At 53.9% G+C, this 22,347-nt stretch carries 22 protein-coding genes and 1 tRNA gene; 20 read left to right on the top strand and 3 right to left on the bottom strand.

All coding sequences use genetic code 11. The features are described 5' to 3' along the window. Positions 1-217 precede the first annotated feature (217 nt). Positions 218-304: transfer RNA gene (locus REH51_RS12380), tRNA-Leu, on the bottom strand. 113 nt (positions 305-417) lie between these two features. Here REH51_RS12380 and queA point away from each other — a divergent pair. From queA to secF, 5 genes are all read left to right on the top strand, one after another. Further along, the gene (gene queA, locus REH51_RS12375) at positions 418-1,449 is read left to right on the top strand and encodes a tRNA preQ1(34) S-adenosylmethionine ribosyltransferase-isomerase QueA (RefSeq protein WP_009722129.1); all 1,032 of its coding nucleotides are present in this window, start codon (positions 418-420) and stop codon (positions 1,447-1,449) included. Between the two features lie 64 nt (positions 1,450-1,513). Beyond that, the gene (tgt, locus tag REH51_RS12370; protein WP_498937752.1) at positions 1,514-2,632 is read left to right on the top strand and encodes a tRNA guanosine(34) transglycosylase Tgt; all 1,119 of its coding nucleotides are present in this window, start codon (positions 1,514-1,516) and stop codon (positions 2,630-2,632) included. Between the two features lie 71 nt (positions 2,633-2,703). After that, entirely contained in the window at positions 2,704-3,030 is a 327-nt protein-coding gene (gene yajC, locus REH51_RS12365; protein ID WP_009722127.1) for a preprotein translocase subunit YajC, read from the top strand. Between the two features lie 135 nt (positions 3,031-3,165). Beyond that, a complete protein-coding gene (gene secD, locus REH51_RS12360; RefSeq protein ID WP_498935921.1) occupies positions 3,166-5,019 on the top strand; it encodes a protein translocase subunit SecD in 1,854 nt (617 codons plus the stop codon). 78 nt (positions 5,020-5,097) lie between these two features. Next, positions 5,098-6,024 carry a protein translocase subunit SecF gene (gene secF, locus REH51_RS12355; RefSeq protein ID WP_009722125.1) on the top strand — a complete coding sequence of 309 codons (927 nt, stop codon included), beginning with the start codon at positions 5,098-5,100 and terminating at the stop codon, positions 6,022-6,024. A 98-nt stretch (positions 6,025-6,122) separates the two neighbouring features. Here the strand turns inward: secF and REH51_RS12350 are convergent, their stop codons facing one another. Next, positions 6,123-6,917 carry an inositol monophosphatase family protein gene (locus REH51_RS12350; protein ID WP_009722124.1) on the bottom strand — a complete coding sequence of 265 codons (795 nt, stop codon included), beginning with the start codon at positions 6,915-6,917 and terminating at the stop codon, positions 6,123-6,125. Between the two features lie 142 nt (positions 6,918-7,059). Between REH51_RS12350 and trmJ the strand changes: the two genes are divergently transcribed. From trmJ to REH51_RS12275, 15 genes are all read left to right on the top strand, one after another. After that, entirely contained in the window at positions 7,060-7,806 is a 747-nt protein-coding gene (trmJ, locus tag REH51_RS12345) for a tRNA (cytosine(32)/uridine(32)-2'-O)-methyltransferase TrmJ (protein WP_009722123.1), read from the top strand. A gap of 142 nt (positions 7,807-7,948) precedes the next feature. Continuing rightward, positions 7,949-8,878 carry a serine O-acetyltransferase gene (cysE, locus tag REH51_RS12340; protein ID WP_498935919.1) on the top strand — a complete coding sequence of 310 codons (930 nt, stop codon included), beginning with the start codon at positions 7,949-7,951 and terminating at the stop codon, positions 8,876-8,878. Positions 8,879-8,954: 76 nt separating this feature from the next. Beyond that, a complete protein-coding gene (iscR, locus tag REH51_RS12335) occupies positions 8,955-9,422 on the top strand; it encodes a Fe-S cluster assembly transcriptional regulator IscR (protein ID WP_009722121.1) in 468 nt (155 codons plus the stop codon). A gap of 31 nt (positions 9,423-9,453) precedes the next feature. Beyond that, the gene (locus REH51_RS12330; protein ID WP_498935917.1) at positions 9,454-10,623 is read left to right on the top strand and encodes an aminotransferase class V-fold PLP-dependent enzyme; all 1,170 of its coding nucleotides are present in this window, start codon (positions 9,454-9,456) and stop codon (positions 10,621-10,623) included. 58 nt (positions 10,624-10,681) lie between these two features. Then, positions 10,682-11,008, top strand: coding sequence for a HesB/IscA family protein (locus REH51_RS12325; RefSeq protein ID WP_009722119.1), 327 nt, complete (start codon positions 10,682-10,684; stop codon positions 11,006-11,008). Between the two features lie 166 nt (positions 11,009-11,174). Further along, positions 11,175-11,600 carry a nucleoside-diphosphate kinase gene (ndk, locus tag REH51_RS12320; protein WP_009722118.1) on the top strand — a complete coding sequence of 142 codons (426 nt, stop codon included), beginning with the start codon at positions 11,175-11,177 and terminating at the stop codon, positions 11,598-11,600. An 85-nt stretch (positions 11,601-11,685) separates the two neighbouring features. Further along, positions 11,686-12,870, top strand: coding sequence for a dual-specificity RNA methyltransferase RlmN (gene rlmN, locus REH51_RS12315; RefSeq protein ID WP_498935915.1), 1,185 nt, complete (start codon positions 11,686-11,688; stop codon positions 12,868-12,870). Between the two features lie 196 nt (positions 12,871-13,066). After that, a complete protein-coding gene (pilW, locus tag REH51_RS12310) occupies positions 13,067-13,801 on the top strand; it encodes a type IV pilus biogenesis/stability protein PilW (protein WP_009722116.1) in 735 nt (244 codons plus the stop codon). A gap of 39 nt (positions 13,802-13,840) precedes the next feature. Next, on the top strand, positions 13,841-14,836 hold the full coding sequence (locus REH51_RS12305) for a RodZ domain-containing protein (RefSeq protein ID WP_498935913.1): 996 nt from the start codon (positions 13,841-13,843) through the stop codon (positions 14,834-14,836). Between the two features lie 8 nt (positions 14,837-14,844). Continuing rightward, positions 14,845-15,960 carry a flavodoxin-dependent (E)-4-hydroxy-3-methylbut-2-enyl-diphosphate synthase gene (gene ispG, locus REH51_RS12300; RefSeq protein WP_498935911.1) on the top strand — a complete coding sequence of 372 codons (1,116 nt, stop codon included), beginning with the start codon at positions 14,845-14,847 and terminating at the stop codon, positions 15,958-15,960. Positions 15,961-16,048: 88 nt separating this feature from the next. Continuing rightward, on the top strand, positions 16,049-17,344 hold the full coding sequence (hisS, locus tag REH51_RS12295; protein WP_009722112.1) for a histidine--tRNA ligase: 1,296 nt from the start codon (positions 16,049-16,051) through the stop codon (positions 17,342-17,344). A gap of 76 nt (positions 17,345-17,420) precedes the next feature. Further along, positions 17,421-18,080 carry a YfgM family protein gene (locus REH51_RS12290; RefSeq protein ID WP_009722111.1) on the top strand — a complete coding sequence of 220 codons (660 nt, stop codon included), beginning with the start codon at positions 17,421-17,423 and terminating at the stop codon, positions 18,078-18,080. Further along, positions 18,077-19,261: an outer membrane protein assembly factor BamB gene (bamB, locus tag REH51_RS12285; protein WP_498935909.1), complete on the top strand. Its 1,185-nt coding sequence runs from the start codon at positions 18,077-18,079 to the stop codon at positions 19,259-19,261. Before REH51_RS12290 ends, bamB begins: the two co-directional genes overlap by 4 nt. Further along, positions 19,258-20,661, top strand: a complete 1,404-nt coding sequence (der, locus tag REH51_RS12280) for a ribosome biogenesis GTPase Der (RefSeq protein WP_498935908.1) — start codon at positions 19,258-19,260, stop codon at positions 20,659-20,661. The genes bamB and der overlap by 4 nt, the downstream gene beginning before the upstream one ends. Positions 20,662-20,835: 174 nt before the next feature. Next, positions 20,836-21,450 carry a hypothetical protein gene (locus tag REH51_RS12275; RefSeq protein WP_009722108.1) on the top strand — a complete coding sequence of 205 codons (615 nt, stop codon included), beginning with the start codon at positions 20,836-20,838 and terminating at the stop codon, positions 21,448-21,450. Between the two features lie 7 nt (positions 21,451-21,457). On the opposite strand, the gene REH51_RS12270 is transcribed toward REH51_RS12275, so the two are convergent. Next, complete coding sequence (locus tag REH51_RS12270; protein WP_009722107.1) at positions 21,458-22,330, bottom strand: ATP-binding protein; 873 nt, start codon at positions 22,328-22,330, stop codon at positions 21,458-21,460. Positions 22,331-22,347: the final 17 nt, after the last annotated feature.

Here is a 22,347-nt window from a genome sequence, read left to right as displayed (position 1 = left end):
GCATTAGAAAAATAGGCTTAAGTATTCCACAAAGAAGTGTTAGCCAAACCCTGAAAAAGACTGGTTATATAGCGGTAACAGAGCATTAGACGCATCGCCACTACCGAAACGCGGTAGCAAGCAATGGAATCAGCCGAAAAGCGCGGCCAGATGAAAAGGGATCGTAAAAAGCAGGCACAAAAAAGGGCCTAGCGATAAATCGCTAAGCCCTTGAATTTGGTGCCGGTGGCCAGACTCGAACTGGCACACCCGTAAAGGCGGCGGATTTTGAATCCGCTGCGTCTACCAATTCCGCCACACCGGCAATGGCTGCGCATTATACGTAGATAACCTCACAGGTCAATCACATTGACTGACTTTATCTATCTAAAGCGCTATCCTATGCCGCCTGTTTGACCACTGATAAGAGCCATTTCCATGCAGCGCGCGGATTTTCATTTCGAGCTACCCGACGAGCTAATTGCTCGCTACCCTTCTGAGCAGCGCAGCGACTGCCGTTTGCTATGTGTGGATGGTCAAAGCGGCGCACTCGAGCATCGTCGATTTCCTGATTTACTTGAGCTACTCGAACCCGGCGACTTGCTGGTATTCAATGATACGCGTGTCATTCCAGCACGCTTGCACGGCCACAAAGCTAGCGGCGGTAAAGTAGAAATGCTGCTGGAGCGTCCGTTGGATAGCCACCGTGGTTTAGCGCATATCCGTTCGAGCAAATCGCCCAAACCTGGCACCGAACTGATCTTTGAAGGCGATATTCATGCGGTGGTTGAAGGCCGTCGCGATGCGCTTTTTGAGCTGCGCTTTTTAGGCGACACGCCCATGATTGCGCTGCTTGAAAAGCACGGCCATATGCCACTGCCACCCTATATCACCCGTGACGATGAGCTGAGTGATCGGGAACGCTATCAAACCGTGTACGCCCGCCGCGACGGCGCAGTAGCAGCGCCTACCGCGGGGCTTCACTTTGACCAGCCGTTGCTGGATGCCCTGGCAGAGAAAGGCATTAACAGTGCCTTTGTGACCTTGCACGTCGGCGCTGGCACCTTTCAGCCTGTGCGCGTCGACAACATCCTCGAACACCACATGCACAGCGAGTGGATTGAGGTTTCTGAGGACGCCTGTCAAAAAGTTCGCGACACTCAGGCCGCTGGAAAACGGGTCATTGCTGTCGGCACTACTAGCGTGCGCTGCTTAGAAAGCGCTTGCCTGAAAAGTAACGACGGCCAGATCGCCCCCTACAGCGGCGACACCGATATCTTTATCTACCCTGGCTATGAGTGGCGCTGTGTGGATGCCCTAATTACCAACTTTCACCTGCCCGAGTCGACCCTGCTGATGCTGGTCTCCGCGTTTGCAGGCTATGACCACATGATGCGGGCATACCACACGGCAGTTGACGAGCGCTACGCGTTCTTTAGTTATGGCGATGCCATGCTGCTGACCCGCTAGACACGATACGCCCAGCGCCTTAACCGATTATTGACGAGTTATTTAGATGCGAAACGAATGCTTTATGCGCTTTGAGCGCCTAGCCGACGATGGCCGTGCGCGCCGGGGGCGCCTGCACTTCCCCCGCGGCACCGTCGAAACCCCTGCCTTTATGCCGGTGGGTACCTACGGCACGGTGAAGGGCATGACACCTGACTCCGTGAAAGAGATTGGCGCAGAAATCATTCTCGGCAATACCTTTCACCTATGGCTGCGCCCAGGCACCGACGTTATTGAAGCCCATGGCGACTTGCATGACTTTGCCCAATGGGACAAACCGATCCTGACCGACTCCGGCGGCTTCCAGGTTTTTTCCTTGGGTGAAATGCGCAAAATTACCGAGCAAGGCGTTCACTTCCGTTCGCCAGTCGATGGCAGCAAGGTATTTATGGGGCCGGAAGAATCCATGGCCGTGCAGCGCTCGTTGGGCTCTGACGTGGTGATGATTTTCGACGAGTGCACGCCGTACCCAGCCACCTTTGAAGAAGCCGAAAAATCCATGGAGCTTTCACTTCGTTGGGCGAAACGCTCACGCGATGCTCATGGTGACTCACCTTCAGCGCTGTTCGGCATTATTCAAGGCGGCATGCACCCTGAACTTCGCGAACGCTCACTAAAAGGGCTGCTCGACATTGGCTTTGATGGCTTAGCCATTGGCGGTCTGTCGGTAGGCGAACCCAAAGAAGAGATGATCAAGGTGCTTGATTATCTACCGACATGGATGCCGGACGACACCCCTCGCTACCTGATGGGCGTTGGCAAACCAGAAGACTTGGTAGAGGGCGTGCGCCGCGGCGTCGACATGTTCGATTGCGTGATGCCTACCCGTAATGCACGCAACGGTCACCTGTTTACCTCAGAGGGTACGGTCAAGATCCGTAACGCCAAGCACCGCTTCGATACCCGACCGCTTGATGCCGAGTGTGACTGCTATACCTGTAAGAATTTCTCACGGGGCTATTTGCACCACTTGGATCGTTGCAACGAAATGCTGGGTTCCATGCTCAATCCCATCCATAACTTACGCTACTACCAGCGGGTAATGGCTGATTTGCGCGCGGCAATCGAAGCGGGTACATTGACGACCTTTGTGGAAGGCTTTTATGCCCAGCGCGGCCTGCCAGTGCCTCCCCTAGCAAATTAATCGCCATCCGCCATTGGCGGGTGGTTTAATCGGTTCACCCATTGAGTTTTCTAACCCAGGAGTTCTCTGCAATGCTGGATTTCTTCATCTCACCAGCCCATGCCCAAGAAGCCGCTGCCGGCGGTGGCATCGCGCAAATTGTTATGCTGGTTGGTTTTGTGCTGATTTTTTACTTCCTGCTTTGGCGCCCCCAGGCAAAGCGCGCTAAGCAGCACAAACAGCTGGTTACCGGCTTGGCTAAAGGCGATGAAGTCGTCATCGGTGGCGGCCTTGTTGGTCGTGTTACCAAAGTTAATGATGAGTTCCTGACGCTGGAAGTATCTGAAGGCACCGAAGTTAACGTGCAGAAAAATGCCGTTGCTGCCGTACTTCCTAAAGGCACTATTAAGTCCATCTAACGCCTGCTTCTCCCCCCTGCCGATCCAGTGCCAGCCACCCCGGCAGGGGTGACATGGTAGCCACGATGGTGAACTTTGCTGTGCGCGGTCTGTCCGTGCACAGCAATTCCGTTTGTAATTGAAGGCAGGGCTTGCATGCTCAACCGTTCCCCCCTGTGGAAGTATCTGCTGATACTGGTCGTCCTGGTGGTTGGCCTTATCTATTCGCTTCCCAATTTATTCCCCGCAGATCCCGCCATCCAGGTTAGCGATGCCCAGGGCGACTCGCTGGATGAACGGCAAATATCCCGCGTTGAAGAAGCACTCATCGACAGCGATATCGCCATTAAAGCCATTGAAGAAGCGAATGGCCAATGGCTGATTCGCCTACAAAGTGACGATGACCAACTTGATGCCCGTGATATTGCCTCTGATGTATTGGGTAGTGACGGCACTGTCGCGCTCAACCTCGCTGACGCCACCCCTGGTTGGCTGCAAGCCTTTTCCGCATCCCCCATGACGCTGGGCCTCGATTTACGCGGAGGCGTGCACTTCTTACTTGAAGTGGATATGGACGCCGCTCTTACCCAGCGTTTAGAAGTGAATGCCAGCGCCATGCGCGAACTGCTGCGTGGAGAGCGCATTCGCTATCGCAATACCACCATCGACGAGCGCTCGCTTTCAATCGGCTTCGGAAGTACAGAAGATCGCGATACCGCACGACGCTTGATTAGCCGCGACTTTCCTAATTTTGAATATAGCACTGAAGGCGATGGCCGCGCCGCCAACCTAGTCATGACGCTCAGCGACCAAACGGTTAACGAGATTCAGGACTATGCGATCAATCAAAACTTAACCACGCTACGTAACCGTGTGAACGAGCTGGGTGTGGCTGAGCCGATGGTTCAACGCCAAGGTCCTAGCCAAATCGTGGTTGAGCTGCCCGGCGTTCAAGATACCGTGGCTGCAAAGCGCATTGTCGGCGCGACGGCAAACCTAGAGTTTCGCCTGGAAGCGCGTAATGACACGCCTGAATCGGAAACCGAGCGCCTCGAATTCCGTAATGACCCAACACGCTCGGCAGAGCTGATGCGCGATGTCATTATTACTGGTGATAGCGTATCCAGTGCCAGCAATAGCTTTGATGAAAATGGTCGCCCACAGGTCAACATTAACCTGGACGGCACCGGCGGTACGCTAATGAACCGCGCCACGCGGACTAACATCGGTCGCAACATGGCGGGGTTGTTCATTGAGCATAAAAGCGAAGACCGTGTTGAAATCGATCCAGAGACCGGCGCAGAGACCATCGTTCGTGAACCTTACGTCGAACGCGGCTTGATCAGTCTTGCCACCATCCAAAGCGCATTGGGCAACAGCTTCCGCATCACCGGCTTAGACTCACCGACTGAAGCTGCTGAGCTTGCCCTTCTGCTCCGCTCTGGCTCACTGGCTGCACCTATCTACTTTGTGCAGGAACGCACCATTGGCCCAAGCCTGGGTGCCGAGAACATTGAACGTGGCCTGCTATCGGTTCAAATCGGCTTGTTGCTGGTCGTTCTGTTTATGCTGGTACGCTATAAAGTGTTTGGCGTGTTTGCCAACATTGCCCTGGCGCTTAACTTAACGCTACTCGTCGCTGTTATGTCGATGCTGGGCGCCACGTTAACGCTACCAGGCATTGCCGGGATCGTGCTTACGCTGGGCATGGCAGTTGATGCCAACGTCCTGATATTCGAACGCATACGCGAAGAATTACGCAACGGCATGTCGATTCAGCAAGCAATCCATGCGGGCTACGAGCGCGCCTTCACCTCTATCGTGGATGCCAATATCACCACACTGCTGGTAGCAGTGATTCTGTTCTCGATTGGTACCGGCCCGGTGAAAGGGTTTGCCGTTACGCTCTCCATTGGCATTTTGACATCCATGTTCACGGCACTGCTGGTGACGCGCGCCATGGTCAACCTGACCTATGGCAGCAAACCCGTCAAAAAGCTGTGGATTTAAACGCATGGATCTAAATGGCATAGATTTGAAAAGCATGGATCTGAACCACGTGCTTAGCCCAGAATTTAAGAGGTGGTAATGAAACCCCTATCACAACTGCGAATCGACTTTATGGGGCGGCGCAACCTTGCGTTTGTCGTCTCTGCCGTGCTGCTAATCATCTCGATTGGCGCGATTATTTTTCAGCAGCTAAACCTTGGGCTGGACTTCACTGGCGGTACGCTGGTGGAAGTGCGCTATGGCGCAGCACCTTCCTTAGACGCGATTCGTCAATTGCTCGAAGACAGTGGCTTCCAAGATGTGTCGGTACAAACGTTTGGGGCATCAACTGAGATACTTATCCGTCTTCAGCAGGCGTTCGATGCTGATGTCGGCAACGAAGTCGTCAGCTTGCTACGTGCCAGTGGCGATAGCGTTAATCTTGTACGAGCCGAGTTTGTCGGCGCACAGGTCGGCGACCAGCTACGCGACCAAAGCGGCTTAGGCCTTCTGGTGGCATTGGGCGTGGTAATGCTTTACGTTGCTTTTCGCTTTCAATACAAGTTTGCGCTTGGTGCCCTGCTGGCTCTGCTACACGATGTCATCATCGTTGTTGGCATTTTTGCGCTGTTTCAGTTGGACTTCGATCTCACTGTACTGGCAGCGATTTTGGCTGTTATCGGCTACTCGCTAAACGACACAATTGTTGTGTATGACCGTATCCGCGAGTCTATTCGCACATCGCGTATTGATGATATGCCGCAAATCTTCAACGAAGCGATCAATGCCACGCTGTCCCGCACGCTCGCCACTTCTAGCACTACCGTACTGGTGCTGCTGGCGCTGTTGCTATTGGGCGGCGATATGATTGAGAACTTCGCTATTGCGCTGCTGATTGGCATCGTGGTGGGTACGTTCTCATCAATTTATATCTCAGGCGCGCTACTGATCCCGCTTAGGCTTTCACGGGAAGACCTTATCCCCACGAAGAAAGAAGTGGACGAAGAGGAAGAAGAGCTACCTTAAACAGCGGCTCTATCGCGCCAGCGCTTTGATTGGCGCACAACAAAAAGCCCTGCTGGTTTTCACCAGCAGGGCTTTTTAATTACATCATTTTTAAACGTTTAAAAATGCGGTGCCAATTGTTTAATCAAGGCCTTGTACAGTCGCGGACCAGCGGCCATTAGCTGGCCTTCAGCATTCACTGTCGGCTTGCCATCAGGCGTGCCCATCAACGCACCAGCCTCTTTCAGCAATAGCGTCCCCACCTGCATATCCTGCTCTTCAAGGCCCAGTACAAAAACACTGTCCACACGGCCACAGGCGAGTTCACAAATATCCAGCAGGCCGCTACCAGAAGCCAACATGGCTTCTACTTGGGGCGCTAATTGTTGAGTAATGGTCAGGTAAGCTGACAAATGACTTGGGCGCAACCAAGTTTCAGGCAGGCTCATCGCTATTCGCGTACCGCTAATGGCGGTAGGTTTGCTTACACGCATGCGCTTGTCGTTGTGCTGAGCGCCGCGACCGCGGCTGGCGATATATTCGTCATCGGCGAACGGGCAAATAATGACCGCATGCTCAGGACGACCTTTCACGAGACACACCACTGAGAGAGCAAAGCCCTTACCTGCCACCGCTAAATTGGAATAGCCGTGCATTGGTTCAATCTTCCAGACGATATCAGCGCCTTCGCCTTCACCCGCTTTATGGGGCGTATAGCGGCCACTGAAGCCGTGCAGGGGATACCCACGCTGCAGCTGCTGAACAATGGTAGCCTCTGCTTTGCGAGCGGTGTCTTCCAGCAAGCGGTCGAGGTTAAATTCATCGTGAGCATTTTCAATGCGCTCACGAACACGTAAAAAGTGTTCAACAGCGCCACGCGCAGCGCGCAGCGTAAATTGGACCATAGGATTCATGATCGGGCCTTGTCACAGTGATGTTAAAGAACGGAGGCAGTGGCAGGACTGCTTTGGCGCGCAATTCTAACAGAGCCCCCTCGGGCATGCTATCGACTCATGCTAAACTGCGCGTTTTCCGCACTTGATTACCGAGCCCATTATGCTTGAGCGCATCCGTATTGTTCTTATTGGCACTAGCCATCCTGGTAATATTGGCGGCGTCGCCCGCGCCATGCACAACATGGGCTTAGCCGACTTAGCCCTGGTGGCACCGCGCTGTGAGGTGATTGCCCAAGACAGCATTTCCCGCGCCTCGGGAGCCGACCACTTGCTTCACCAGGCAAAGGTTCACCCTGCCCTCGAAGACGCTGTTGCTGACTGCACGCTTGCCGTGGGCGCCAGCGCCCGCTCGCGCACGCTGCCTTGGCCGATGATCTCCCCCCGCGAGCTGGCCGAACGGCTGCCCAGTGAATGCCAGCCCGACAATGCACGTGTCGCCCTGGTATTTGGCCGTGAAGACAGCGGCTTAACCAATGCCGAGCTGCAGCGTTGTCACGCCCACGTACATATTCCCACCAATGCGGACTTTAGCTCGCTAAACCTGGCCGCTGCCGTTCAGGTTATCGCGTATGAGTGTCGTATGGCATGGCTTAGCCAACAGGATACCGCCAGCACCGCACACGAAGACGATGATGCGCTAGCAACCCACGTCGAGCTTGAGCGCTATTTTGAGCACTTGGAGCGCACGCTGATTGCTATTGAATTTCATGACCCTGCACAGCCGCGCCAACTAATGGCTAGATTACGTCGCCTGTATCTGCGTGCTCGCCCAGAAAAAATGGAAATGAACATTCTGCGTGGCATTCTCTCGGCAACCGAAAAAGCGGCGAATAAACACCGTCCTTAACGCTGCTCGCTGCTAGCAGCCTGAACGGCCTAAACTTGAAGTCGCATCAGTACGCCCCAACATCGCTTTTTTGAACGCTACATTGCCCTAACCATATTCCAAGAAATTATGATTACTGCCCTTTAACGCCCAAGGATCACCCATGTTTCAACGCCTGCGTGAAGACATTAATAGCGTATTCGACCGCGACCCTGCGGCACGTAACTTTCTTGAGGTGCTGACCAACTATCCCGGCCTGCACGCCCTGCTGCTTCACCGCTGCAGCCACTGGCTATGGAAGAAAAACCTTAAATGGTTAGCGCGAACGCTATCGACGTTTTCCCGCTGGCTGACCGGCATTGAAATCCACCCAGGAGCCACCATTGGCCGCCGTTTCTTTATTGATCACGGCATGGGCGTAGTGATCGGCGAAACAGCGTTAGTTGGCAATAACGTCACCCTTTATCAAGGCGTTACCTTGGGCGGCACCAGTTGGAATAAAGGTAAGCGCCACCCTACGCTAGAAGATGGCGTCATTGTTGGTGCTGGCGCCAAGATTCTTGGTCCATTCACCGTTGGCGCGGGAGCCAAAATTGGCTCTAACGCAGTGGTAACCAAAGAAGTACCATCTGGCGCTACAGTGGTTGGCATTCCTGGCAAAATCGTTAAACGCGCCGACCCCGATGTCGAAGAAGCGTTAGACGTTGACCCGGCTCGCCGTGAAGCGATTTGCCAAAAATTCGGCTTCGATGCTTATGGTGTTAGCCAAGACATGCCCGACCCTGTGGCACGCTCGATGCAGGCAATGCTTGACCACATGCACGCCGTGGATGAGCGCATTGAGCGTATGTGTTCAACGCTGCGTAAATTAGATGCCAACTATCGCGACGGCCAACTACCTGCCCTGCGGGATGAAGATTTCGCCGACATTCTTGACGAAAACGATACAGGCTGCCCAGGGGGTGGCAAACACAGCCACGACCCAAAAGCCAACGCTGGGACAACCGAGACAGTAGCAGCCAGCCCACAGAAAACAGCTCCTGACACAACTGCTGACTCGTCATCTGACTCAACGACATCGCGCAATAGTTGACCAAAGCACTCAGGATTTCCATAATGGCGCTACATTTGCCGTAAGTGCGCTGAGGTTCAGCGTCGAGGTGCCTGTCATGCGCTTGACCACTAAAGGCCGTTACGCCGTTACCGCCATGCTCGATTTGGCGATAAATACCCCTCAAGGCCCTACCAGCCTGGGGGATATTTCTCAGCGTCAGGAAATTTCGCTCTCCTATCTTGAGCAGCTATTCGCACGCCTACGCCGAGCGGGCCTAGTTAGCAGCGTGCGCGGTCCTGGTGGCGGCTATTTGCTGGCTAAACCAGCCGAAGATATCAGTGTTTCCCAAGTGATTGATGCCGTTAATGAGACCGTGGATGCAACACGCTGCCAAGGGCTTTCAGACTGCCAACAAGGCGACACCTGCCTAACCCACCACCTGTGGTGTGATCTGTCAGGCCAAATTCGTAATTTCCTGGATGACACCAGCCTTGCACAACTGATGCAGCGCCCCGATGTTATGCGCATTGCCTCTCGGCAAAAGCAACGCGTAGAAGCAGGCATTCTCGCCTCATCCCCTTAACGGCTTTCACCGCACGTTGGACTCTATGACGATGACCTCCTCACCTTCGCTGCCGATTTATTTGGACTATGCCGCGACCACGCCGGTCGATACCCGCGTGGCTGACGTCATGCAGCGCTACTTAACCGTTGACCAGCTATTTGCCAACCCTGCCTCGCGCAGCCATATGTGGGGCTGGCAGGCGGAGCAGGTGATAGAGCAGGCCCGCCGCCAAGTAGCGGACACCATTGGCGCTGACCCACGTGAAGTGGTTTGGACCAGCGGTGCCACTGAGGCTAACAATCTAGCGCTGATTGGCTACATGCGCGCCAATCGTGAGCGCGGCATGCACTTGGTAACGTCTACCATTGAGCATAAAGCGATTGTCGATACTGCCAACGCCTTAGAAAGCGAAGGTTTCGAGGTGACGTGGATCACGCCAGGACGAGACGGACGCACAACGCCTGAACAGTTGCGCGCAGCCATGCGTGATGACACGGCGCTCGTGTCATTAATGGCGGGTAATAATGAATTGGGTAGCATCAATGATATTACCGCGTTAGCAGAGGTTGCCCATGAATTTGGAGCCGTTTTCCATACCGATGCAGCCCAAGCCGTTGGACGCATCCCATTAGACGTAGCGGCACAGCAGATTGATTTGATGTCATTGTCTGGTCATAAGGCTTACGGCCCCAAAGGGGTAGGCGCACTTTACGTCAAACGCCATCCAGATATACGCATAGAAGCACTCATCCATGGCGGCGGCCACGAGCGAGGCATGCGCTCTGGAACACTTCCTACCCATCAAATTGCTGGCATGGGTGAAGCGTTTGCGTTAATGCAACACCACCATCAGGAAGATCAAGCGCATATCGCCCAGCTACGCGAGCGCTTCCTAAAGGGGCTAGAAGATGCTGATGGTGTCTTCGCCAACTCGCCTCTGGAAAATGCCGTTCCCAATATTTTAAATCTGGCATTTCAAGGGGTAGATGGTGAATCTCTATTGATGGCGCTGCGCGATGTTGCTGTGTCAACTGGGTCTGCCTGCAACTCTGCTAGCGTCGACCCTTCCTATGTTTTATTGGGAATTGGTACGCCGCGCGCCCTTGCACTCTCATCACTGCGTTTCAGCTTTGGGCGTTTCACTACCGACGCCGACATTGATCATGCGCTGACACTACTGCGCCACGCGTTGAGCGGCCTACGCTCAGCAACGCGTTAAATGGCTGATGCCACCACTAGGCAATCAACCTACCGATTTCTTGAAGGAGAACGCCCCTATGGCAACTCTCAACATTACTCCCGCTGCTGCTCAGCAAATTCGTCACGTTCTTGATGAACGTGGCCAAGGGCTTGGGCTGCGCGTTTCCGTAAAGCCTAGCGGCTGTTCAGGCTATAGCTACGTACTCGATTTTGCCGACGACGTCAGCGATGACGAAATCCGCTTTGAAGAGCATGGCGCCAGCGTGTATGTCGCTCCAGACGCGCTCGAAATGCTCAACGGCAGTGAAGTGGACTATGTAAGCGAAGGGCTGAATCGCTTTTTCCGCTTCAACAATCCTAACGTTAAAGATCAGTGTGGCTGTGGCGAAAGCTTCACGGTCTAAGCGTTTAGCGCTGCATCACCGGTATTCATCATCCCCTTGAGGCGCTATAATCGCGGCCACTCGGCATCCGGTAATGCAATGGCAGCCCTGCCGACTCATTTTTCCTGCGCCGCCTCGGCTTTCCGGGGCGGCACTTCTGCTTTATGCCTCTTAAGGAGATTACACCATGGCAATTGAACGTACTCTTTCTATTATCAAGCCTGATGCCGTTGCTAAAAATGCGATTGGCGACATCATTTCTCGCTTTGAAAAAGCAGGCCTGAAAGTTGTTGCTGCTAAGATGGTTCATCTTTCTGAAGAGAAAGCTGGCGGTTTCTACGCCGAACATAAAGAGCGCCCTTTCTTTAAAGACCTGGTTGGCTTCATGACCTCTGGCCCGGTTGTTGTTCAGGTACTAGAAGGCGAAGGTGCTATTGCTAAAAACCGCGATCTGATGGGTGCTACTAACCCGAAAGAAGCGGCAGCCGGCACTATCCGCGCTGACTTTGCGGAAACAATCGACGCAAACGCTGTCCATGGTTCTGATTCTCCGGAAAGCGCTGAACGCGAAATTAGTTACTTCTTCGGTAACGACGAAATTTGCCCGCGCTAAGCCAAGCGTGCCGCCGATTCAACATCCGTTGCCGGCCATTTTCGCGGGGGCTATGCCCCCGCCTTTTCTCTGAACGCTGACCGCCATGACCACTACCGTAGCTCAACATACGCCTACCTCTCGCTCCTCGACCGAAAGCGAACCTGCCGCCACTAACGCGCCAGAGCGCCAGAACCTGCTTGGTATGTCTCGTGAGCAGATGGAAGACTTCTTTTTGTCGATCGGCGAAAAGAAGTTTCGCGCTGCCCAGCTAATGAAGTGGATTCACCAGGAAGGCAGCGATGACTTTGCTGCCATGACGAATCTCTCTAAACCGCTGCGTGAAAACCTGGCTCGGCTGGCAGAGATTCGTGGCCCTGCCGTTGTCTATGAAGGTACTTCAAGCGACGGCACGCGTAAGTGGGTCTTGGAAGTAGAAGATGGCAGTTACGTGGAAACGGTGCTGATTCCTGCGGAAAACGGCAAGCGCCGGACGCTATGTGTCTCTTCCCAGGTAGGCTGCTCGTTAGATTGCAGCTTTTGCTCGACGGGCAAGCAAGGCTTCCAGCGCAACTTGACCGCCGCCGAAATTATCGGCCAAGTGTGGGTCGCCCAGCGTAGCGTTGGCCCGCGTCGCGACACCGCTAATCGCCCGGTGACTAACGTGGTCATGATGGGCATGGGTGAGCCGCTGCTCAACTTCGATAACGTTGTTCCGGCAATGAAGCTGATGCTAGACGACAACGGCTACGGACTTTCCAAACGCCGCGTCACGCTTTCCACATCAGGCGTTGTGCCGATGATAGATAAACTTGGCGATGAGATCGACGTGAGCTTAGCCATTTCGTTGCATGCCTCTACCGACGAGCTACGCAACGAGCTGGTACCGATTAATCGTAAATATAATATCCGCGCACTTCTGGACGCCTGTCATCGTTACCTATCCAAATGCCCGGATAATCGTCAGGTTACCATTGAATATACGCTCATTAGAGATGTGAATGACCAGCAGGAACATGCCGAGCAACTGGCGGCACTGTTAAAAGAACTGCCCTGCAAGATCAACCTGATACCGTTCAATCCATTTCCTAACTCAGGCTACGAAAAGCCCTCACGTAACCAAGTGATGCGCTTTCAGCAATGGCTCTATGACCTGGGTTATAACGCCACCGTACGCGTCACGCGGGGTGAGGACATCGACGCTGCCTGCGGTCAGCTAGTCGGCCGTGTCAAAGACCGCACTAAGCGAAGTGCGCGCTATATTCAGTCCGTACAGCTTGATGCGGACTAAACCGTCGTTATCTTGACTTCCGTCGAGTGCAGCGCTTTGATGGACACGTTTTCAACCCGCCACAAGCGCAAATTTTTTCGAATATCGAATAACTACGTGTCTAATGGTCACTGAAAGATGGTTCTTTGAAGATGTTTTTTTGAAAATAGCTCTTTGAAGACGGTTACGAGAAGATGGTTACTACAAGAGGGTGTACATGATCGGTCACCGCTGGCGATTTTACCCATCCCGGGTTCCCATGCTGTGCATGCTAGTAAGCAGCATGTTGTTAGCCGGTTGTGCCTCTTCAGGTAGCACGTCTTCTCAGGCTAACGATGGCGCTGCAGACGCTTACACCCAACTAGGGGTTGCCTACCTAGAACGCGACAACCTGACCCGTGCGCTCGGCGCGCTGGATCGTGCGCTTGAAATTAATCCTCGCAATGCTGAGGCACTTCAGGCGCTTGCGCTGGTCTATCAACAGCAGAGCGAAAATGAGCTTGCAAGTCGTTATTTTCAGCAAGCGATTAAATCAGCGCCCTCTTTAACGCGTGCGCGTAACAATTACGCGGCGTTTTTATATCAGCAGGGGCAGTTCAACGCCGCCTGCGAACAGTTAGAAACCGCATCTCACGATGCCCAATATGCCAATCGTGCCCAGCTGTTTACTAACCTGGGGCAATGCTATTTGGCAGCCGATAACATTGATGAAGCGCGCAAACGCCTAATGCGCGCAGTGAGCATTGATCCACGTAGCCCGCGTGGATATTTATTATTAGCCGAACTTGAAGTTTCACAGGGCAATTATGGTCAAGCCTGGGAGCCGCTGCAGAGCTACTTGCAACTGGCCGGGCAAGATCCAGTCGCGTTGGAAATGGCGATCGATATCGCCCACGCCCGTGGTGATCACGCTGCGGCTGCGAACTACCAGCGCTTATTGAATATTGACTAACGGTGCCCTGACCACCTAATTATTGAAGGATGCTCAGCTATGAGCGATACACAATCACACGATAATGTTACGACCTCTAGCCCAACTGCAACACCTGGCGAGCTTCTCTCACGCCAACGCGAAGCACTCGGCGTACCGCTTACCGATGCCGCACGGGCCCTTAATTTACGCCCTGCGGTTGTCGACGGTTTAGAACAAGATAACTACGAAGAAATCCCCGTTGCCGCTTATCGCCGGGGCTATTTACGTGCTTACGCAAAGTACCTAGGCATGGACGATCGCTTAGTACTTGAGGCCTACCAAGCTAACCATGGGAATACAGAGACAGATCGTCGAGTGGCCCCTGTTTCAGTCACTCGGCCACCCTCCCGTATTGGCGCTTGGTTATTCAAGCTAGTCACCTTGCTAGTGATTGTTGCCTTAATTGCAGTCACGGTAATGTGGTGGCAAAGCCGTGGCGGCAGCGAGCCACCCAGCATGGGGAGCAACCCCTCTTTAGAAGATGAGAGCAGCTCCACGGGCGCGCCAGCCGAAAATGCAGCACCGACAGAGCAAGCGCAGGTTGCCACACCTCAGCTTCCTAGCAGCGCGCCAGCACAGCAGACTAGCATCGATGAAGGAGCGGCTGACGCCGCAGCGCCAGCCGTTGAGTCGGCATCAGAGTCGCCTACTTCTTCCGAAGGGGCAGAAGACGCTGAGTTCGCCTCTGCAGACGATACGGCTGGGCAAGCTGATGCTGATGCCGCCGCTGCTAGTGAAGACAATGCGGCCGAAACGGCACCTGCAACAAACCCCAATCTGCTTGAGCTTACGTTTAACGAGCAGTCGTGGACTGAAATTTTTGATGCCAATAACCAGCGGGTGTTCGTTGGTCTGCAAACGCCCGGTACCACAGCAAGTGTTGAGGGCGAACCGCCTTTTCGTTTAACTATCGGCAATGCCACCGGTGTAGAACTGCGCTATGAAGGCGAGAACGTTAATCTTGTCCAGCGCGCCGGTGCTAATAATGTTGCCCGCTTTACCCTGGGAGAGTGACCCGTCTTATGCACGCCCCTTCTCCGATTAAACGCCGCTTCTCGCGTCAAATTAACGTTGGCAATGTTGCTGTCGGTGGTGATGCACCTATTGCCGTTCAGAGCATGACCAACACAAATACCCTAGACGTCGATGCCACCGTGGCACAAATTCAGCAGTTGGAAAAAGCGGGAGCCGATATTGTCCGCGTTTCTGTACCCGATATGGATGCCGCTGAAAGTTTTGGCAAAATCAAGCAGCGCGTCGACGTACCGCTGGTAGCAGACATTCATTTTGACTACAAAATTGCCCTGCGTGTTGCCGAACTGGGTGTCGACTGCTTGCGTATTAACCCAGGCAACATTGGCCGCGAAGATCGAGTGCGCGCGGTTGTTAGTGCTGCCCGCGATAACGGCATACCGATTCGCATTGGCGTCAATGCTGGGTCACTGGAAAAAGATCTTCAGAAAAAGTACGGCGAGCCTACTCCCGCAGCGTTAGTGGAGTCGGCCATGCGCCATATCGATTATCTTGATCGTCTTGATTTTCAGGAATTTAAAGTCAGCGTAAAGGCCTCAGATGTGTTTATGGCGGTAGCAGCGTACCGCGACCTAGCTACTCGTATTGACCAGCCACTACACCTGGGCATTACCGAAGCTGGCGGCCTACGCTCAGGCACAGTCAAATCATCGATTGGCCTTGGCATGCTACTGATGGACGGCATTGGCGACACGATTCGCGTATCGCTCGCCGCCGATCCAGTAGAAGAAATTAAAGTTGGCTTTGACATGCTTAAAAGCCTGAGGCTGCGAGCCAAAGGCATTAATTTTATTGCCTGCCCCAGTTGCTCGCGGCAAAATTTTGACGTCATCAGCACCATGAACCAGCTTGAGGAGCGGCTTGAAGACGTCATGACCCCTCTGGACGTATCGGTGATTGGTTGCGTCGTTAATGGCCCAGGTGAAGCGAAAGAAACTGATATCGGCCTAACCGGCGGCTCCCCTGCCAACTTGGTTTATATCGATGGCAACCCTGCCAGCAAACTACGTAATGACCACCTGGTGGATGACCTTGAAAAGCTGATCCGCGAGAAAGTACGCCAAAAACAGCAGCAAGAAGACGACATGATTGCTCGCAGCGTTTAAAAAAGCCGAGCAAGTGATACCCAACCTGGAGGCGAGCATAACGTTTCTTTTCTCGCCCCAGCGTTGTCTCCCATACAAGGAGTTTTCATTGAGCAAGTCCGCCGCAAAAAAAATTCAAGCTATCCGTGGTATGAATGATTTATTGCCCAGCGAAAGTCCCCGCTGGCAATTTTTTGAAGCCAAGGTGCGTCAGCTCATGCATCGCTATGGCTTTGATGAAATCCGTACGCCCATTGTTGAACAAACGGCGCTATTTGCTCGCTCTATTGGTGAAGTCACCGATATTGTCGAAAAAGAGATGTACACGTTCGATGACCGCAACGGCGACAGCCTAACGCTGCGGCCAGAAGGTACCGCCAGCTGTGTACGAGCAGCGATGGAACATGGCTTGCTGCATAACCAAACGCAACGGCTGTGGTATCAAGGCCCCATGTTCCGACATGAGCGCCCGCAAAAAGGCCGCTATCGCCAGTTTCATCAGGTTGGCGTAGAAACGTACGGCTTTGATGGACCGGATATTGATGCCGAAGTCATTCTGCTTTCTGCTCGTCTATGGCAAGAGCTCGGCTTACTGGAACACGTTACGCTAGAGCTTAACTCTCTAGGCTCCACAGACGCACGCGCGGCCTATCGCGATAAACTCGTCGCCTATTTTGAACAACATCACGATGTCCTCGATGACGACTCTAAGCGTCGCCTCACCAGCAACCCACTGCGCATTTTGGACTCCAAGAATCCAGCGATGGCAGAAATGCTGAACGGTGCGCCGCAGTTGATGGATCATTTGGATGAGGAGTCGCGGACACATTTTGAACAACTCAAAGCAATGCTGGATGCAGCAGGCATTGACTACGTTGTTAACCCACGCTTGGTACGCGGCCTTGATTACTACTGCCGTACAGTATTTGAGTGGACGACCACGGCCCTAGGCAGCCAAGGCACGGTATGCGCAGGCGGCCGCTACGATGGCCTGGTCGAACAACTAGGCGGAAAGCCCACGCCAGCCGTTGGTTTTGCCATGGGCATCGAGCGCTTAATATTGCTGCTGGAAACATTAGACCTGATTCCAGAAGAAGCGCTAGGTGGCTGCGATGTTTATCTGCTGCCCATGGATGACAACGCTACCATTGTCGCCCTCACCCTGGCTGAAAAACTACGTAGTGAGCTGCCAACCCTTAGGCTGCAGTTGCACTGTGGCGGCGGCAGTTTTAAAAGCCGAATGAAAAAAGCGGACAAAAGCAACGCACCTGTTGCAGTCTTATTGGGCGAAGACGAGCTGGCAGAGCAAGCCGTAACGCTTAAGTTCTTGCGTGATGATCGCGAACAGTTGCGCGTTTCTCAAGCAGAGCTCACCGCGACACTGCAAAACCTAGTGTCCCACTAACCTTACTGCCTACTATCTGGCAGACGAACACTCGTCAGCCGCCTTAGTGGCTGAGCTAAAGAACAGGAGGCCGCCCGTGGCGGAGCTGAGAAGCGAAGAAGAACAGCTAGAGGTAATTAAACGCTGGTGGAAAGAGAACGGAACCTCTCTCATAGCAGGGGCTGTTCTTGCGGCGGCGGGTGTATTTGGCTGGAATGCATGGCAGAACTATCAAGAAGGCCAAGCAGAAGCCGCCTCCGTGCGTTATCAGCAACTCGTCAACATGACGGCTGGTAATACCTTGGCAGATGATCAGTTAGCCAATGCCCGTGAGCTCATTAGCGAAATCACCAGTGATCATGGCAACACCCTCTATGCAGAGTTAGCACAGCTGCTGGAAGCGCGTTTAGCCGTTCAACAAGGTGATCTTGACGCAGCAAAAAGCGTGCTTGAGAACGTGGCTAGCGACTCTTCTCGCCGTTATGTACAAAGTCTCGCATGGCTAAGATTGGCGCGGATTGAGATCGCAAACGGCAATCCAGAAGCAGCCCTAAGCGTGTTAGATGCGTCTATTACTGATGCTCTGGCAGCTCAGCAAGCCAACGTGCGCGGCGACGCTTATGCCGCGTTAGACCAAACAGAACAAGCGCGAGACGCTTGGCAAACTGCGCTAGAACTGGCCCAAACCCAGAATCAGCCGCTTTACGGCGTACAGTTCAAGCTTGACGATCTCGGCGTTGAAGAGGTGACACAATGATCATGACCAGTCTTCCTAAATCGCTATTTTCCAAGCCGTCTTTACGCATTGCCGTCGGAGCGGTGGCGTTAGCATTGCTTTCAGGCTGTGCCAGTAAAAGCGAACCTGCTTATACGCCAAAAGAACTGCGTAGCTTTGCAGAGACTTCCTCGCTTAATGGCGTATGGAGCAGGAACGTAGGCGATGGCTTTGGCCGCGCCCGTTACCCCATTGCACCGGCTCGCGAAGGCGACACCATATTTGCAGCGGATGCCAATGGATTAGTCGCCGCATTTAACGCTGATAACGGCAACCGCAAGTGGGAAATTGAGCTGGACACGCCTATTTCAAGCGCCCTGAACGCCATTGCAGGTCAGGTTTATCTAGGCACACGCAACGGTGAAGTTATCTCCCTAGATCAGCGCGACGGCAGTGTTAATTGGCGCTCACGGGTTTCCAGTGAAGTGCTGGCAGCACCTCAAGCGAACCAACAGCTACTGCTTGTTCAGAGCGTTGATGGCCAAATTACGGCTCTCGATCGCGTCAGTGGCGAGGAGCGTTGGGGATATGCCAGCTCACAACCTTCGCTCACCCTTCGCGGTACCGGCACGCCAATGGTCATCGACCCCGTGAGTTTTGTTGGCTTTGCTAACGGGCGACTAGCAACATTAGACAACCGCAATGGCCAGCCACTTTGGGAATTGCAGATTGCCACTCCTCGCGGACGTAGCGACGTCGACAGATTGGTTGACCTTGCCGGTCAGCCAGTAGTAACCCCCGATGGACGACTTTTCGTCACTAGCTACAACGGTAACGTTGTTGCTTTAGAAGCGACGCGCGGTGGCGTTCTATGGGAAAGCAACTTATCTAGCCGCCATACCCCTATTTTGGTAGGTAACATTCTGCTAGTGGTCACTGATGATAGCCACGTCGTTGGCCTGAATGCCGACAGCGGACAGGAAGTGTGGCGTAACGATGACCTAGAAGACCGCTGGTTAACAGCGCCTGCGTTTGCAGATGGCCGTGTGGTCGTCGGTGACTTCGAAGGCTACGTTCATCTACTTGATGCCCGCGAAGGCACGTTAGTAGGCCGTACGCGCGTGCACAAATCGGGCATCAGCGTGCGCCCTGCCACTGAAGGCAGCACCATTCATGTCCAGGCCAATAATGGTCGCCTGGAAACCCTGGAAGTAACTCCATGACACCCGTCATTGCTTTAGTCGGTCGGCCCAATGTGGGCAAATCGACGTTGTTTAACCGCCTAACCCGCTCACGCGATGCGCTCGTGGCGGACTTTCCTGGCCTTACCCGTGACCGTAAATACGGGAACGGCATGCTAGGCGGCAAAGCGTATACGGTGATTGATACCGGCGGCATCAGCGGTGACGAAGAAGGGATTGATGCGGCAATGGCCGAGCAGTCTCTGGCCGCGATTGATAAAGCCGATATTGTACTGTTTCTGGTAGACGCTCGCGCGGGGCTTAACGTGGCTGATGAGGCCATTGCTAACCATCTGCGCGTTAATCAGAAAAAAACCTGGCTGGTGGTCAACAAAACCGATGGTTTGGAAGAGCATTCGGCCATGGCCGACTTCTGGACCTTAGGGCTTGGCGACCCATGGCCGATTGCTGCCGCCCACGGCCGCAATGTTTCACTGCTAATTGATACCGTACTGGAGCCGTTTCCCGAGCGTGACCCCAGCATTCCTGGGGATACGGGTACCAAAGGCATTCGCATAGGCGTTATTGGCCGCCCCAATGTGGGTAAATCCACGTTGGTTAACCGGCTGCTGGGCGAAGAGCGCGTTGTCGTATTCGATGAGGCAGGCACTACCCGCGATGCGATTGAAATCCCTTTCGAACGTCGTGGCAAGCCCTACGTATTGATCGATACTGCAGGTATTCGGCGGCGTAAAAACGTGAGCGAGATCGCTGAAAAGTTTTCCATCATCAAAACGCTCGATGCTATCAAAGAGTGTCACGTCGCAGTGATGGTACTGGATGCGCGTAGCGGTTTGGTTGAGCAAGATCTACACCTGCTTGATTACGTACTTACCTCTGGCCGCGCATTGGTGCTGGCAATCAACAAGTGGGATGGACTGGAAAGCGACGCGAAAGAGAAGATGCGCGCAGAAATTAAGCGCCGCTTAGGCTTTGCTGAGTATGCGGAGATGCATTTTATCTCCGCACTACACGGCACCGCTGTGGGCGATCTTTATCCTTCGATCGAACGGGCTTTCGATGCCGCTAATGCTCACTGGTCGACCAATCGATTGACCACGCTGCTTCAAGATGCAGTCAGCCAACATCCGCCGCCCATGGTCAACGGCCGGCGTATCAAGCTACGCATGGCGCACCAAGGTGGCAGCAACCCACCCATTATCGTGGTACACGGCAACCAGACTGAATCACTGCCGGAAGCCTACCGCCGCTACCTAACCAACACGTTCCGTAAAGTGTTAAAGGTTCGCGGTACTCCGATGCGCTTTGAATTCCGTTCGGGCAGCAATCCGTTTGACCACATGGCAGGGGCAAGCGATAAAGAGAAGGCCAAAAAACGCGAGCTCAACCGTACAAAGGAAGCACGTAAAAGCCGCCGCTAACGCTATCTCATTAATTGAACCTACCAAACGCCTGCTGACCATCAGCAGGCGTTTTGGTTAATGGTCATCATTCTCTAGTGAATTAGCTTGACAGCTATCCGCACGAGCCCTCAAATAGCCGCGCTTTTCGGCAATCGCCACTCATACCCATTGCCCTTCTTAGGAGGGATATTAATGCACTACGCAATTAAACGCGGGCGCGGTTTGCTCTTACTGCTACTGGCAAGCTTGCTAGCAGGCTGCCTTGCCCTGCCCCAAACAGGCTTATTTGCCTTTCGCTTGGCGGTAACATCGCTAGGCATTGAAGAGGTGCGTATTGGCCCTTACAGCGTGCAAGCAGGGCTTGATACCAGCGACCTGACAAGCTTGCTCGCGTCTAGCCTTGGTGCTGGCAGCTTGCCCGTTCAAGCCACCTTAGCGATGGGACTTGGCTTACCCTCCGGCATGCCCGCTGTTGAGATGTCAGGTTTCCGCTGGATGTTAGATATGCCGGGCGTCGATCCAGTGCAGGGTCAATACCAAGAGGATGTAACGCTCACGTCTGGGGAGGACTCCACATTACGTCTACCCGTATCATTTGACATCCTGACGACCGATACCCAGCGCATGATGCCAATGCTAGAACTCGCCAGTCAGTTAGCTACCCAGGGCGCTCTACCGCCTGGCAGTGAGCTTGCCATCACGCCAGGAGACCTGCGTGGACTGGGTATGACATTACCCGCAGGGCTTTTAACGCCGACCATTCGCCTGAACGTAGGCGCCGACGGTCAGCTAACCCCAGTGCGTTAAATACTAGCTATGTAGCCTTCTCATGAAGCCGTTTGCGGCCCACCCACTGGGCTGCAAACTGCCAAGCCGTTCGGCCGCTGCGCCCACCTCTTAGCGTTGCAAAGCGAACCGCTTCTGCCCGCGCAGCATCACTCCAATCCTGCTTATCACCAATACGAGCAACCCAGTGCTCACAGACCTCTAAGTAGGTCGCTTGGCTAAAAGGATGAAAGCCTAACCATAAGCCGAAGCGATCCGACAATGAGATCTTCTCCTCAACAGCGTCACCATGATGTAGCTCTTCACCCACGAGACGCGTACCGCTATTGTCGTCCATGGATTCCGGCAACAAATGGCGACGATTAGAAGTGGCATACAACAAGACGTTTTCCGGCGGCCCCGTCAATGCGCCGTCTAGCACGCTTTTGAGTGCCTTGTAAGCATCGTCATTGCCTTCAAACGAAAGATCGTCGCAATACACCACAAAACGATGCGGCGTATCGCGCAACTGTTCTACCAACATCGGCAGACTACCCAAATCGTGGCGATCCACCTGAATCAAGCGCAGCCCGTCACTTGCCAGTGAGTTAAGCAGCGCGCGAATCACCGATGACTTCCCGCTGCCCCGTGATCCCCACAGCAAACCATGATTGGCGGGTAGCCCCTGCAAAAAAGCACGTGTGTTATCGACCAACGCTAATTTTTGACGCTCGATGCCTAACAGGTCGTCCAGTGTCATTGTGTCTCGCGGTGGCACGGGAACCAAGCGCCCTCCTAACGGATGACGCTGCCAAATGGCCGCCACATGCTTGCTCCAATCCACCGGGATTGGCGCAGGCGGCAGCCAGTGTTCTACGTGGTCCAGTAACCGCGTTAAGCGTTGGCTCAATTCAGCATCCATGATTGTCCTCAGAGTGC

This window comes from Halomonas bluephagenesis, from assembly GCF_054790765.1.
The sequence above is the reverse complement of the archived record's forward strand: the minus strand, read 5'-3'. Positions and strand labels throughout refer to the sequence as shown.

What these genes read in the sequence shown, in the direction of transcription:
- queA (WP_009722129.1), top strand. Translation starts at nt 418, where the DNA reads ATGCAGCGCGCGGATTTTCATTTCGAGCTACCCGACGAGCTAATTGCT.
- tgt (WP_498937752.1), top strand. Translation starts at nt 1,514, where the DNA reads ATGCGCTTTGAGCGCCTAGCCGACGATGGCCGTGCGCGCCGGGGGCGC.
- yajC (WP_009722127.1), top strand. Translation starts at nt 2,704, where the DNA reads ATGCTGGATTTCTTCATCTCACCAGCCCATGCCCAAGAAGCCGCTGCC.
- secD (WP_498935921.1), top strand. Translation starts at nt 3,166, where the DNA reads ATGCTCAACCGTTCCCCCCTGTGGAAGTATCTGCTGATACTGGTCGTC.
- secF (WP_009722125.1), top strand. Translation starts at nt 5,098, where the DNA reads ATGAAACCCCTATCACAACTGCGAATCGACTTTATGGGGCGGCGCAAC.
- REH51_RS12350 (WP_009722124.1), bottom strand. Translation starts at nt 6,917, where the DNA reads ATGAATCCTATGGTCCAATTTACGCTGCGCGCTGCGCGTGGCGCTGTT.
- trmJ (WP_009722123.1), top strand. Translation starts at nt 7,060, where the DNA reads ATGCTTGAGCGCATCCGTATTGTTCTTATTGGCACTAGCCATCCTGGT.
- cysE (WP_498935919.1), top strand. Translation starts at nt 7,949, where the DNA reads ATGTTTCAACGCCTGCGTGAAGACATTAATAGCGTATTCGACCGCGAC.
- iscR (WP_009722121.1), top strand. Translation starts at nt 8,955, where the DNA reads ATGCGCTTGACCACTAAAGGCCGTTACGCCGTTACCGCCATGCTCGAT.
- REH51_RS12330 (WP_498935917.1), top strand. Translation starts at nt 9,454, where the DNA reads ATGACCTCCTCACCTTCGCTGCCGATTTATTTGGACTATGCCGCGACC.
- REH51_RS12325 (WP_009722119.1), top strand. Translation starts at nt 10,682, where the DNA reads ATGGCAACTCTCAACATTACTCCCGCTGCTGCTCAGCAAATTCGTCAC.
- ndk (WP_009722118.1), top strand. Translation starts at nt 11,175, where the DNA reads ATGGCAATTGAACGTACTCTTTCTATTATCAAGCCTGATGCCGTTGCT.
- rlmN (WP_498935915.1), top strand. Translation starts at nt 11,686, where the DNA reads ATGACCACTACCGTAGCTCAACATACGCCTACCTCTCGCTCCTCGACC.
- pilW (WP_009722116.1), top strand. Translation starts at nt 13,067, where the DNA reads ATGATCGGTCACCGCTGGCGATTTTACCCATCCCGGGTTCCCATGCTG.
- REH51_RS12305 (WP_498935913.1), top strand. Translation starts at nt 13,841, where the DNA reads ATGAGCGATACACAATCACACGATAATGTTACGACCTCTAGCCCAACT.
- ispG (WP_498935911.1), top strand. Translation starts at nt 14,845, where the DNA reads ATGCACGCCCCTTCTCCGATTAAACGCCGCTTCTCGCGTCAAATTAAC.
- bamB (WP_498935909.1), top strand. Translation starts at nt 18,077, where the DNA reads ATGATCATGACCAGTCTTCCTAAATCGCTATTTTCCAAGCCGTCTTTA.
- der (WP_498935908.1), top strand. Translation starts at nt 19,258, where the DNA reads ATGACACCCGTCATTGCTTTAGTCGGTCGGCCCAATGTGGGCAAATCG.
- REH51_RS12275 (WP_009722108.1), top strand. Translation starts at nt 20,836, where the DNA reads ATGCACTACGCAATTAAACGCGGGCGCGGTTTGCTCTTACTGCTACTG.
- REH51_RS12270 (WP_009722107.1), bottom strand. Translation starts at nt 22,330, where the DNA reads ATGGATGCTGAATTGAGCCAACGCTTAACGCGGTTACTGGACCACGTA.